The following is a 13,393-nucleotide window of genomic DNA, read 5'->3' on the forward strand; positions in this document are numbered from 1 at the left end:
GGAAAACTGCAAGCACGGTTTGATGAGGAGGGGTAGGCGCAAGCCTGCTCCTTACTCTACCCGTTGTGACCCCGTTGTGTGTGTTAGTGTGTGTTAGCAACTCCGTCCTTAAATAACATCATAACCGCAAAGTTTCTCAAACTCATTTAACGGTATAGGTTTACTGAGTAAATAGCCCTGATAGCTGGGGCAATGGTGAATAGTCAGAAACTGTCTTTGTTCCTCTGTTTCAACGCCTTCGGCAATCACATTTAAACCTAAACTTCTGGCCAGGGTGATGATGGTTTGTACGACCACCGCGTCATTTGCATTGTCAGGCAGGTTGCGGATAAACGACTGATCTATCTTTAGTTGATCCAGCGGTAAACGGCTCAGGTAAGAAAGAGACGAATAGCCGGTGCCGAAATCGTCCATGGAGAAACTAACGCCTAAAGCCCTGAGTTCATGCATTTTTTGTATGGTATCTTCAACATCGTCAAGCACCAGGCTTTCGGTTAATTCCAGTTTCAGCTGCTTAGCGGGCGCATCGCTAGTTTTGAGTGCCAAACACACTTGCTCGACAAAATCGGACTGTCTAAACTGGCGCGCACTGACATTGATGGCCAACGTTAACCGACACGCCCGCGCATGGCTTTGCCAATTTTTGAGTTGAGCGCAGGCGGTTTCCAGTACCCATAAGCCGATGGGCAAGATCAAGCCGGTTTCTTCGGCTAAGGTGATAAATACAATGGGTGATATCAAGCCGCGTTCTGGATGTCGCCATCGCAGCAGCGCTTCGGCACTGACTATACCGTGTTCGCCGTCTGCTTGTGCCTGATAATGCAGTTCAAACTGCGCTTCCTTAATTGCAGTGCGCAATTCGATCTCCAAGTTGGCTTTAGCGGCAAGTGACGCTTGCATGTTTGGATCGTAAAAGCGCAGAGTATTGCGTCCCGCAGATTTGGCTTCATACATGGCTATATCAGCCTGTTTTAAAAGATCTTCTACCGAATTTTCGGCGTCTGCAAACAAAGTGATACCAATACTGGGGGTACTATGGTAAACATTGTCGCCGAATTTATAGGGTTGATTGAGTGTCAACAGAATTTTTTCGCAGACTTTCTGTGCTTGCGCTGCAGATTTTTCAAGATTATTGCTCAGGTTTTCCAGGATAATCACAAACTCATCACCCCCCAATCGCGAAATGGTGTCGCCCTCGCGAATGCAGGCGCTTAAACGCTCGGCAACCATCACCAGCAAGCGGTCACCCATGTCGTGTCCACTAATATCGTTAAGCAATTTAAAGTTATCCAGATCAATAAACACCAAAGCAGAGCAGTGCAGATGGCGCGAATTGCTGCACAGACTTTGCTGAAGCCTATCTTGCAGCAGACGACGGTTTGGCAGGCGGGTCAGTGGGTCGAAGAAAGCCAGTTGTTTGATTTCCTGCTCCGCTTTTTTACGATCACTAATATCCACTAGTATGACAACGTAATGGGTAATTTTGGCTTGAGCATTGGTCACTGCGGTAATGATGCTCCAGGCCGGGTAAATTTCTTTATTTTTGCGCTGGTTCCACACTTCGCCTTGCCAGACACTATGGCGTTGCATGCATTCCCATACAGTTTGATAAAAATTGGGATTAAGACGTTCTGCTATCAGCAAATCTGGCATTTTGCCGCACACATCGTCAGGCGTAAAACCGGTAATTTCTGTAAAGGCCCGATTAACGCGCAAAATACAGCCCTTGGCATCGGTAATAAAAATACCCTCCTGAGATTCGAAAGCAGTAGCGGCAATGCGTAGTTGTTCTGCGGCCTCATAGCGTTCGGTAATATCCTGGCGGATACCTAAAATACGGGTGACTGTGCCGTCAGTATCGGCATGGATGCTAAAGGCTTGAGCTGCTATCCAGCGATATTGTCCGTCTGCATGCCGAATACGTGCTTCGTAATGATAAGAATCGCTTTCTTTTAACAACACCTGTTTAATCTTAAATGCCACATAAGCGCGATCATCGGGATGGACTCGCTCCAGCCATTCTTCGCGATTACCGGCACTCGGTTCGTAAGTGTAGCCCAACATAGTGTAATAGGTCGCCGAAGTAAAAAATTGATCTTGCGTGACATTCCAGTCAAAGATACCGATTTGCGCGGCTTCCAAAGTTAATCGTAAACGTTCTTCCGAAAGTTGCAGTTTCTCTGCGGCTTGTTTGCGTTCGCTGATGTCGCGCACTAGCGAAATAGACAGCTTTTGCCCTTGGTAGTGGGTGAGGGTGGTCAGAATTTCAACCGGGAATAGTCTGCCATCGCGATGCCGATGACGGCTTTCCAAAGTATAATGGCCCTTGCTCTGGGCTATCTCCCAAATGACAGCACATTCAGCCAGCGAAATATCAGGATCAATCTCTGTTAAGTTCATGCCCAGCAATTGTTCGCGGCTATAATCCAATACTTGGCAAGCTGCATCGTTGACATAGACGATGTCACCTTGTTCATTAAGCAGATAGGCCGCTTCGTAGGTATGATTTAAAGCATGTTCCAGCAAGCTAAGCCACTGTTGTTGTTGATTGCGTTCCAGTTTGGCGCGTAATACGCTGATGCCAAAGCTCAGATCGGCGGCCAACTTTTCCAGCAAAACGACATCACGATCAGTAAATGCCTCCGCTTTCCTAGCATAAACATTGAGCATGCCGAAGGTGATGGCGTGTTCATTTTTGAGGGGCAGGGCAATAGAGGAGGCATACCCCGCCAGTATAGAATGGTTTGGGTGGTTGGTTAACTGTTCAATATCCGCATCATCCACACCGGCCCAAGCCACGGCGCGTAGCATGTTAGCCGCAGCATCTTCGATATAGCCCACCCAGGCCAGATCGTAATTGGCTTGTTCACAGACTATACGGCAGATGTCGTTGAGCAGATTTTGTTCAGTTTCAGCGCGTAATAAGCTCTGGTTGCAGCTGCTAATGGCATTTAACTCGGTGATATATCCATTCACCTGTTGCGTCAAGATCTGCTGATTCGCCAGCAATTGCGTATGTTCTGCCGTAATCCGCAGCCAAGCTTTATTTAGGGTATTGGCTTGCAGATGGGTGGAGAACTTGGCTAGCAATTCCTCATACACTATGGGTTTATAAAGGTAATCGCTTCCGCCCACCTTAAACACACGACTTCTTTGTTCGCTAGAGCCGTTATCGAGTATAAACAGGATGGGGATGTCTTTAAAGTCGGCATGTTGTTTGATTAGCCGGCAGAATTCAAAACTGTCTTGGTTGGCTAATACTGCCGCCAGTAATATTAGATCGGGTTTTAACCGAGCTGCACATTGCAAAACGTTTTTAGTGTCCTGCTCAATAGTCACCTGGTAACCTGCAGTTTCCAGGCTTTTTAACAGAGATTGCAGAGCAACGGGTGCGTCCTCAACTATCAGCACCTGTGCATTAATCCGGTCAGTAGCCTTGTTATTATGCATAATTAAAACGTTTCTTAAGTAGTCACTGTTAGAGTGGCACACTAAAATTTAGATAAAATTATGAAGCAACTGAAACAATGGCTACTTCCACATTTAGAGCGTTGCTTGACATTTTTATCAAAGCAAATTTCCAGTAAACTTTACAAGTTTATTCTAGCCCGAATCAGGGCTGATAGCGAAATTAAATTATGATTGTGCTAGAAAGTTCAATATTCTGTCATTAAATAGTGATGATTTTTTTAGATTTAGTTAACAAAAACCTAAATTTCAGGAAAATAATGGCTATCCTTTGCTCTTTTCATGAAACAAATAACATTCTGTAAGATAAGCAATACGGCAGAATGGATATCGAAGCTGTGATGTTGTGATTGACACGGCGCGGGCAGGTGTGATGATACGCTTGGAGCCATACTGCATCATTAGGCTGGGTTTGCTGATGTTAACCCAGCCTGCGGACTGCAAGAGGCAGATACTGTATTAGATGTGTTTTCTTAACTCAACATCCCAATCACCGCCGCCATCACTTGCGCGACAAAAACAGCAGTGGAATTCACCGTAACCGTAGCCTTCTTTTTTAAGTTTTTTGATAACGTAAGAGAGAGTGGTGCCGTCGGAAAACCATCTGTTACGAATAGACACTACATCGTAGGGACAATTGCCCGAGGTAACCAGTTTTTCTATGGCCTCGTAATTGCTTCTGTTTTCTTTTACGGCTTGATTAGGGTCGTCTTTGATCAGCTTATTGATAGCTTTTTTGCCCATTTTTTCAGCCGCTGCACTTGCGTGGTAGCTGATAGATTTTGACAGCTCGTAATCCGGACACTTGCTATTACCCGTGGAAATGATCTTCGAGTAGACACGGTTGCCAGCCCAGCATTTAAGAAAATCGTAATCGTTAGTGATTAATGAGTCGCCAGGTGGACAATAGAAATACACGCCGCCACCTTCAAGGTCAAAGTTCTTACCTGTAATGGTTGCACCATGCGCAATAATGATGATGCCGTTGTTGGATTTTTTGCCAGTGTCGTTCTTGGTAATGACACACAAGTGCGAACCTAAATATTTTATTCCCATTCTATTCCTCGTCAGTATTGTTTCATTGATTCCAAATTGGCAAACTACCACAGCTAAATACCCTGTGTCGGCATTACAGCAAGCAAACGCATAGGGTACACGTTGCTTTTATGTCCACGCAGTTGTAAAAGTCATATTTATACTCAGTCTACGCACGCTACACGGTAAAGCAAAACCTATATAGGCTGTACCGACGCCAGGAGGCGCATCAATCGCGAAAACTGCGCGTTACTAAGTTTAAAAAATTCTATAGTTCATTGATTTTAATTACAAAAAACCAAGCTGAATAATCACTTAAATGATAAGTATTAATCGCTCTTCGGCAAGGCTCCTCCGAGTGGTAACGAAACACTCAGGACCAACGGTTGTTTCATTTTCAGCCTTAGAAACTAGAAAGTAAAAAAGCTTACAACGATTAAAATAGTCAATGTTCGGAATGCTACTTTTTTTGAAATGGCTTGTCAAAATTCTTCATTAAAATTGTGGTTGTCGTAAGCTGTGTCTGCGGATAGTGTGATAAAAAATTTTCGTGGTTTGTCTAGTAAAACAACACAATAAATATTTCTGTCATAAAAACTATTTATAGTGCTGTTTTACTCTGCTGTCATACGCAACTTTTATGTCTGTAATCAATTTTATCCAACACCCTGTTGTCAAGAGTCTGACTGCTGGTGTGCTGAGTGTAGCACTCGGTTTAACGTCCACACTTGCTCAGGCCAGCGCAAATAAGCCCAAGCCAGGGCAAACTTCCTCTATTTGTTACTTTAACTTGGGTCCGAAAGTGGGTCAAACTGTCGATCTGCAAGGTAAAGCCAAACCTGCGCTACTGGGCAGAGCGTGTGCAGATGGCGAAGGCAATTCCGGAATTGCGGTGCTAAGTCAGGAGGAACAAGCGGCTGAAGAGGCTGAGGAAGCCGAAGAAGCGGCCGCCAAAGCTGCGGCGCGGGTAGAAAAATTACGCCAAAAAACCGCTGCGCCTAATCAGTAAATAGCTAATCAATCAAGGGAACTTCGAAAAACCTGGCTTTTGCGCTTCGAAGGGCTCAGCACGAACGGTAAATAAATACCACCGTTCGCCCTGAGCCCTTCGATACAACTCAGGAGAGCCTTGTCGAAGGGTGGTTTTTCGAAGTTCCCTCAGTATTAAGATAGTTTTTTAAATAAGGTGCTAGATGGTCATTGAGGCAAGCGGTTTATGCCTCATCGCATGCTACGCAGTAGCTATTGGTGCAGTGCACTCGTTGGTCGACTTATGCAAGTTACTAATTTATTGCTGTTTTTTAAGCTTTTTTGTGTCAGTTTATGGGTGTAAGTCATCAAATTGCAATAATGTGAAGTTAGTCTAATAAAGTTTTTTTAACTTTATTTAGGTATTTTCACATGTTCGAACTAACCCTTAACCGGTTCAAGCCAAAAAGCTTGTTGACCGCAGCGATTTCAATAAGCGCGCTGCTTAATATGGCACCTGTGTTTGCTGGCAGCACCAGTCCTGTGGTACTTACATTCTCTACCTTAGGCGATTCCAGACAAGATACTTCGGGTCCTGACGAGTCTTTGATTAATGCCAATCAAGTGGGTGTGGGCAATTGCTATTATCCAAACACCACCGGGTATTTGGCTAATCCTGGTTTAACCGGTCAAGATTGTTTGTACATGCAAAACTCCACTGCCTGGTCACGTATTATTCGTACTGTGCAAGCGCAAAAATCCAATCTGTTGTTTTTTAACGGCGACATGATCATGGGTTATGGTAAAGCAGGCGTGCCAGTTGTCAGAAATAAAGGCAGTAATGAAACTGTGATTGCCAGCCCTACAGTAAGCGATATTACCAATTCCGATTTGTTGCAAACTTATATTGAGTATGGTTTCTGGCGCGGTATGGTCGCTCCGATGATAGAAACAGGTACTTATGTAGTGCCTGTACCAGGCAATCATGAAACCCAATGTAAACGTTGCAATAAAGCCTCTGTGGTTGAAAACGAAGCAGCCTGGGTTGCTAACATGGGTGATCTGGTGATTGATACGACACGTTTAAACACGGTGTTATCACCGATCGGTTTAAGCTTGAACACCACCACCAATCCTTGGAATGTTAACAATACACCTAGCGCCACTTATGTGAGTCCAGGTCTTACCGATGCCAATGGTAATGTATTGGTAGCAGCGGGTACAGTTAACCCAGATAAAATTAGCTCTGCGCAACAAAAACTGAGTTACTCTTTTGATGTAGGCAGCAATCACTTTGCCGTTATTAATACCGACCCAGTGGGTAATGACAGCCACGCACCTTACAACTGGTTAGATGCCGATTTGAGCAAAGCCGTTGCCGCTGGCGCTAAAAACCTGTTCGTGTTTGGTCATAAACCTGCCTATTACTATTATTATGCAGGTAGCAATGTTGCCGGAACTGGCTTAACCACTTCTTCAGCGTCTTCTTTATTTTTAACCGACGCTACAGCGGCTAACAATTTCTGGAAAGTGATCCAAAAGCATAATGCAACGTATTTCTGTGGTCATGAGCATATCTATAATGTATCGCAACCTACTGGCAACGATGCACCTAATACAGTAAATACCACACCTTATGCGGGTCAAACCAACAATTCTTACCAAATTATCGTTGGTGCGGGCGGTTCTCCATTTGATGATTTATTATCAACCACCACTCACCCAGAAACAGTGGGTACTGCACCCGTTGCTGAAGAAACAGGTAGCGTGACACCGGTACAAAGTGACCGTATGTACTCATGGGCGAATGTATCTGTGCATGCCGATAACTCTGTAACCATCAATACCTATGGTTTTGATCCTACCGTACAGTGTAATCCAAGCCTGAATGCAACCTGTGGCAGTAACTTTAATGGTTCGATGAATGGTGCTTTAAAAACATTATCGACATTTACACTGCCTTATTCAGCTCAATAACGACTAGTTTTTTTCAGGAATACTTATGAAAAACATATATTCATTAGCGGGCATGGCGTTATTAACGCTATCGCTTAGCCAGCAAGCCCAAGCGGATGTGCTGGTTAATACCGGCGATCCAAGCGGAAATGGTTATTTCCCTTCCACGCTGGATGGTACTGATTGGGTGGCGGCGCAGTTTACCATCAGCCAAGATCAGTATATCAACAGCATACAGGGTTATTTAATCGATAACGGTAATGCGGAAGTGGGTAATACTTTTACGATTACTGTTTACGATAGTAATCCAAGTAGTTCAAGCAGTAACTCTATCCCGGCTATTAATGTCAATACAGCCAATCAAGAATTTACCGGTGATGCAACATTCACGGGTAATGGTTGGAATGGTTTAAGCGGTATTAATAACAACGCTGGATTTTTTCTGGCGGCGGGTACTTATTGGGTAGCGTTTGAGATTGGTAACAATGGAAACAACGATAGCTTCCAAGGTGCCATGCCAGTTTCTACCAGCACCCCATTAGCGGCTTATGCGGCTTACAGTGGTGGTAGTTACTATAACTACAGCTCTGCGCCAGGTAACGATATCGGTGTGCAGATCAGTTCTGTACCGGTACCACCTAGCGTGTTGTTGTTTGTGTCAGGCTTGTTTGCAGTAGGCCGGTTTGGTAAGCGTAAAGCAAGCTAAGTTGGGTTGTTAGTGATAACGGCATTGCCGGGTTTAACTCACCCGCAATGCCGTTTTTTTTGCCCCATCCATTTTAAAGAGTTTGTAAGTTAACCCTTCATTATCAAGACAACCGCATCACATAATAGGTAAGGACATAGGTTAGCCCGAGACCTATCCGCTAAACCAGAAGCTTAGGCTGTGATTCGTGGCTGAGATGTGTAGGATGATGGGAAAGCATACGCCGTAATGCATAGGATGCTGTGAGCGTCAGCGAACCGCATCAATTTCCACCCAACCACATTCATTATCACGCCCAAATACAATAGAATTGACAACCGTAGTAATTGTTGTAGGTAAATACCACTTTGTTAATAGCTTTTAAGATTGATGCGGGTGTAAGGCCTCACGATGCGGTCCGTACCTCACCATATCCTACGCTGGGCTTAATGTTGACTGGAAAGCATAGTGCATACCCTACGTTGTTGATAAATAAACAACGCAGGGCATGCAGATCCCGATTAAGCCTTTAGTGTCTAGAAGCGGCTAAAATGATGACTTTCACTGTGGTTTTCAAATTCTCGGTTGTTGCTGGACGACGGGGTATATCTGGACTTTTCTTTACCCGTATTGAATTTTGCCAGGGAATGAATATTCTGCGCTGCGTAGCCGTTAATCTTGAAAAAACTCATCAAGGTTTGTAGTTGCTTAGCTTTACTGTTCATTTCTTCGGCCGTTGCTGATAGTTCTTCACTGGCCGAGGCATTCTGCTGGGTAATCATGCTCATCTGGTTCATCGCCGTATTAATTTGGTTAACACCGACCGATTGTTCATGAGAAGCTGCTGCAATTTCCTGCACCAAGTCCGATGTCTTAGCAATACTGGGGACAATTTCGTCCAATAAATGGCCCGCGCTTTCGGCGGTACTCACACTACTACCGGCCAATTCGCCAATTTCCTGCGCGGCTTTTTGGCTGCGTTCTGCCAGTTTACGTACTTCCGCTGCCACAACCGCAAAACCTTTACCATGATCGCCTGCACGTGCCGCCTCAATGGCGGCATTCAACGCCAGCATATTGGTTTGATAGGCAATATCATCAATAATGCTGATTTTGTTCGCAATTTCTTTCATGGCTACCACGGTTTGTTTCACAGCTGTGCCGCCCTGGTCGGCTTCTTTAGCTGCTTTGGCAGCCATGCTGTCTGTAATTTTGGCATTATCAGCATTTTGATTAATACTGGCCGACATTTCTTCAATACTGGCACTGGTTTGCTCAACACTTGCCGCCTGTTCACTGGTGGCTTGCGACAAAGATTGTGAGGTTGCGTCTATTTGTGAGGAGGCGTTGCCCAGTTCTTCTGCGGCAATAATTACTTCTGAAATTGTCTGCGAGAGTTTGCTAATAGTGTTGTTCACGGTTTCTTTAAACTCTCCCAGCTGGCCTTGGTAATTGCCAGTCACCGTATGGGTCAGGTCGCCTTGTTCTACCAGGGTTAACACCTGTATGGCTTCGTTGACCGGCAGTATTACGCCATCCAAAGTGTCATTAAAGCCTTGCACGATTTTACGGTAATCCCCCTGATGTTTGTCTGCATCGGCGCGGGTTTGCAATAATCCGGCTTTGGCAGCAGCAGACAGCATAGTCGAGTCGTCAACCACGGCTTGAATAGAAGTGGTCATATTCTGCATTGCTGCCAACATGCCGTTTGTTTCAAGGGTTTTTGTATCCAGCTGTGTGCTTAAATCACCTGCGGCAATTTTATTGGCCAAATTGGCAACCGTTTGAATATTGCCCAGCATATTGCTCATGGCGGCCATGATGCTTTGTGTATCGCCTGCTCTTAATTCAATGTGCGCACTAAGATCACCAATCGCCACTTGGTTAGCAATATCGGCCACTTGTTGCGGTTCGCCACCTAATTGGCGCATCAAATTACGGGTAATAAACCAAGCCAAAACTATGCCCAACAGTATGGCAAGTGCTGTGATGGTAATGATGGTATAAAATTGAGTTTCGTAAGTGTGTTTAGAGTTTTGCTCGGCTTCGTTCATCATTATAACTTGATGCTCAATGGCGGCTTTTGCAGCATCCATATAAGCGTTATTGGCAGGTGCAAACACATTAATGATAAAGTCCCCCAGCTTTTTCAAATCTGCTTTTTCGGCTTGTAATTTAAAGAATGCCACGGATTTTTCTGCAGAGTCAGCGCGTTTTCCCATCAGAACGGTATACAATTCTCTGCCTTTAGGGGTAATGACTAATCCATTTAAGCGCTCTAGATCCACTTTGTTGAGTTCTCGGTTTTTTAGGATCATATTTTTATATTCTTCCTGCTTGGTGGGATTATCAAGCAAGGCAATATTGCGCATATAGCGACCATTTTCAGAGGCGCGTATTATTACATCGTTGTAAAGTTTAATTTTTGTAAACCTATCTTCAACTATTGAAGTGGTATTGTTATTCAAGGTGGTGAGGCTCTGAATGGCTAGCCAAGAAATAATGACCATCAAACTTAATATTGAAGCATAACTAAGTCCCAGCTTTAATGCTATCTTCATATTCTTCATGTTTTAACCTTAGGTAGTGTTTTGATTAGTGTACTAAGTTGTTCTGGAAAGTAAGCTAAGTTAGCCTGTCACTTTTATAGAAACTACGTAGTTACAGACCTTGATATTCCTGCTTATTCAAAGTAGTTGATACTAGCGTTATTGACAATTCAACAATGCCTGGTTTTGAACCAGTGCCACAGTTTATTTAGTATTTCTTTTAACTAAATCACAAAAATGCTAGGGAAATCGAAGTTGCCGTTTGTGTTCGAACAGAACTTAAAAACGAACAGTAAGCTATTAGTACACAAAACCAAAGCTATATAGCCAGGTTACGTTTAACAACTAGTCGTAATCGCTAATGATGTTAGACTATAACTGTATTTGTATTGAAGCTTGTTTTAACCTTACCCTGGCAAGCTTGCAATTTACTGAGTATTGTCGTTACTTTTGCTGAGTTTCATTATGTCTGCTATCACCAGTCTGTGTGTTTATTGTGGTTCCAGTTCGGGACGATTACCTGTTTATACAGAAGCGGCACTACAGCTGGCAGCCAGTTTAGTCAGTCGCAACATACGCCTGGTGTATGGCGGTGCCAGTATTGGGTTAATGGGCAGCGTGGCCGATGAAGTCTTACGATTGGGGGGCACAGTGGTGGGGGTAATTCCAAAAGCATTGGCACATAAGGAAGTGATACATGCCAATCTGACAGAATTGCATATTACCCAATCCATGCACGAGCGTAAATTAAAAATGGCGCAGTTAGCCGATGCGTTTATTGCATTGCCGGGCGGTATAGGTACCCTGGAAGAATTGTTTGAAATCTGGACATGGGCGCAACTGGGCATGCATAGCAAACCTTGTGGTTTATTAAATGTGGCAGGTTACTACGACGGGTTGAACACATTTTTAGAACACGTCATGGCCGAGCAGTTTGTAAAAGCACAGCATCATGCTCTGCTAATGGTTGAAGAACACGCAGATGTGCTGTTAGAGCGTTTTATGCGTTATCAGCCACCAGCAGTCAGGCGCTGGGTGGACGAAGCCGAGATTTAATTTCTTTAGAGTGGTTAACGGGTACTAACCACTACCTAGCGTTGTGATCCTCAATGTGGTTGGGTGCAAATTGTTGCGGTTCGCTGGCACTCACCACAACCTACGCGGGTATACAACAGTCGTAGGGTGTGGTGAGGCACGAACCGCACCATAAAGCCCTAACCGCCGCCATCCATCTCAAAACAAAACCACAACAAACAATTGCCAAATTTGGATTGTGATAATGCATGTGGTTGGGTACAAATTGTTGCGGTTCGCTGGCACTCACCACAACCTACGCGGGGCGTCTGTTTATTCGGCCGCGACCTCTACCTCCAACTGCTGGTTAATATCAGCTATATCTTCTTCATTAATAATGCCAGCAATATTTTTTAAGCGTACGATATTCATTAAATACTGGTAACGGGCTTCCAGTAAATCGCGTTTTGCGGAAAAGAGTTGTTGCTGAGCATTAAGGTATTCAACGCTGGTGCGTATACCCGCACCATAGCTGATGTGGGTAGAATCTAACTGGCTTTGGCTGCTGACTAAGGCTTGGCTGTAGGCGGCTACTTGCGCAATGCTGGTGGTTAAATTTAAATAGGCACGCTGTGTTTCAAGTTCGGTATGGCGACGTGCCTGACTTACATCATCCAGGGCTTTTTGTTTATTGATGCTGGCTTGTCTGACGCGTGAGCTGGTAGCACCACCCTGATACAAAGGTACTTGTAATTGCACACCAATGACGCCACTGCTTAAATCACTACCAAAACCATAGCTACTGCCATTGGCATAGGTTTCGGTATAGTTGGCTACGGCATCTAAAGTGGGTAGATGTTCGGCTTGATTACGGTCTATTTCCTGCTCAGCATATTTAGCCATATCTTGCTGAATTTGGATGTTTAAATTATTGTCGGCCGCCACTTCTAACCACTGGTTAAGGTTTTGGCTTAAGGTATTGGGCGTGAGATTGGCTTTCACCTTAGCCAGGGTTTGCAGAGGTTCGCCAGTCATTTCCTGTACAGTGCGTTTGGCAATTTCCACGGCAGCTTGTTGGGCAATTTCCTGGGCAACAATTAAATCATATCTGGCCTGCGCTTCGTTAGCATCGGTAATAGTGGCGCTGCCCACATCGAAACGCGATTTGGCTTCGTCCAACTGCCTGACAATGGCGGCTTTTTGCGCCAGAATCAAATTCAGTTTATCTTGCGCTAACAGCACCGCAAAATAATTTTCGGTACTGCGCAACAGCAGGTTTTGCTGGCTTAAATGTAATTGCTTGTCGGCTTGGTTAACCTGAGTATGCAGTTGTTGCATTTGTACCAGATTTTGCATGCGGAACAAGGGTTGGCGGGCTTCGAAGCCGTATTGATAACCTTCATAGGAACGTGAACCGCTAGGGAAGGGCAGATTATTGCCCTGATAATGAATATTTATCCGCGAAGCATTGGTACTGGCATTGAACGACACCGACGGACGATACAAGGCTTTACCCTGTTCTATCAGTTCTTGTGCGGCTTGATTAGCACTTAATGCTGAAGCTAAATTCTGGTCATGCTGTAAAGCCAGATTATAAATATCTAATAGTGATTGGGGTTTGGGGGCCGCACAGACAGAGCTTGCCCACAACGATACAGTAGCCAAAAAGGCTGGAATAATGAGTAGTTGTTTAAGCATATCGAGTTAAAAACCTATA

8 protein-coding genes are annotated in these 13,393 nt (G+C 44.5%); 4 read left to right on the top strand and 4 right to left on the bottom strand.

Going from position 1 to position 13,393, the window contains the following annotated elements; translation table 11 throughout:
* Positions 1 to 108: 108 nt before the first annotated feature.
* Together ABH008_RS10700 and ABH008_RS10705 are read right to left on the bottom strand one after the other, a co-directional pair.
* Positions 109 to 3,450 carry an EAL domain-containing protein gene (locus ABH008_RS10700; RefSeq protein WP_347989844.1) on the bottom strand — a complete coding sequence of 1,114 codons (3,342 nt, stop codon included), beginning with the start codon at positions 3,448 to 3,450 and terminating at the stop codon, positions 109 to 111.
* A 477-nt stretch (positions 3,451 to 3,927) separates the two neighbouring features.
* Complete coding sequence (locus ABH008_RS10705) at positions 3,928 to 4,524, bottom strand: putative adhesin (RefSeq protein ID WP_347989845.1); 597 nt, start codon at positions 4,522 to 4,524, stop codon at positions 3,928 to 3,930.
* 619 nt (positions 4,525 to 5,143) lie between these two features.
* On the opposite strand from ABH008_RS10705, the gene ABH008_RS10710 reads away from it, so the two are divergent.
* The 3 genes from ABH008_RS10710 to ABH008_RS10720 all read left to right on the top strand — a co-directional run bounded on the left by ABH008_RS10710 (position 5,144) and on the right by ABH008_RS10720 (position 8,134).
* Positions 5,144 to 5,512, top strand: coding sequence for a hypothetical protein (locus ABH008_RS10710; protein WP_347989846.1), 369 nt, complete (start codon positions 5,144 to 5,146; stop codon positions 5,510 to 5,512).
* Positions 5,513 to 5,904: 392 nt separating this feature from the next.
* Positions 5,905 to 7,449, top strand: a complete 1,545-nt coding sequence (locus ABH008_RS10715; RefSeq protein WP_347989847.1) for a metallophosphoesterase — start codon at positions 5,905 to 5,907, stop codon at positions 7,447 to 7,449.
* Between the two features lie 25 nt (positions 7,450 to 7,474).
* Entirely contained in the window at positions 7,475 to 8,134 is a 660-nt protein-coding gene (locus ABH008_RS10720; protein ID WP_347989848.1) for a hypothetical protein, read from the top strand.
* 515 nt (positions 8,135 to 8,649) lie between these two features.
* On the opposite strand, the gene ABH008_RS10725 is transcribed toward ABH008_RS10720, so the two are convergent.
* Complete coding sequence (locus tag ABH008_RS10725; protein WP_347989849.1) at positions 8,650 to 10,683, bottom strand: methyl-accepting chemotaxis protein; 2,034 nt, start codon at positions 10,681 to 10,683, stop codon at positions 8,650 to 8,652.
* 444 nt (positions 10,684 to 11,127) lie between these two features.
* Here ABH008_RS10725 and ABH008_RS10730 point away from each other — a divergent pair, with 444 nt between their 5' ends.
* A complete protein-coding gene (locus ABH008_RS10730; protein ID WP_347989850.1) occupies positions 11,128 to 11,718 on the top strand; it encodes a TIGR00730 family Rossman fold protein in 591 nt (196 codons plus the stop codon).
* A gap of 291 nt (positions 11,719 to 12,009) precedes the next feature.
* On the opposite strand, the gene ABH008_RS10735 is transcribed toward ABH008_RS10730, so the two are convergent.
* Complete coding sequence (locus tag ABH008_RS10735; protein WP_347989851.1) at positions 12,010 to 13,374, bottom strand: TolC family outer membrane protein; 1,365 nt, start codon at positions 13,372 to 13,374, stop codon at positions 12,010 to 12,012.
* Between the last annotated feature and the right edge of the window lie 19 nt (positions 13,375 to 13,393).

The organism is Methylomonas sp. AM2-LC (assembly GCF_039904985.1).
Lineage (GTDB): Bacteria > Pseudomonadota > Gammaproteobacteria > Methylococcales > Methylomonadaceae > Methylomonas.

Excerpts from the sequence above, each read along its gene's own strand:
- ABH008_RS10700 (WP_347989844.1), bottom strand. The coding sequence starts at position 3,450 with ATGCATAATAACAAGGCTACTGACCGGATTAATGCACAGGTGCTGATA.
- ABH008_RS10705 (WP_347989845.1), bottom strand. The coding sequence starts at position 4,524 with ATGGGAATAAAATATTTAGGTTCGCACTTGTGTGTCATTACCAAGAAC.
- ABH008_RS10710 (WP_347989846.1), top strand. The coding sequence starts at position 5,144 with ATGTCTGTAATCAATTTTATCCAACACCCTGTTGTCAAGAGTCTGACT.
- ABH008_RS10715 (WP_347989847.1), top strand. The coding sequence starts at position 5,905 with ATGTTCGAACTAACCCTTAACCGGTTCAAGCCAAAAAGCTTGTTGACC.
- ABH008_RS10720 (WP_347989848.1), top strand. The coding sequence starts at position 7,475 with ATGAAAAACATATATTCATTAGCGGGCATGGCGTTATTAACGCTATCG.
- ABH008_RS10725 (WP_347989849.1), bottom strand. The coding sequence starts at position 10,683 with ATGAAGAATATGAAGATAGCATTAAAGCTGGGACTTAGTTATGCTTCA.
- ABH008_RS10730 (WP_347989850.1), top strand. The coding sequence starts at position 11,128 with ATGTCTGCTATCACCAGTCTGTGTGTTTATTGTGGTTCCAGTTCGGGA.
- ABH008_RS10735 (WP_347989851.1), bottom strand. The coding sequence starts at position 13,374 with ATGCTTAAACAACTACTCATTATTCCAGCCTTTTTGGCTACTGTATCG.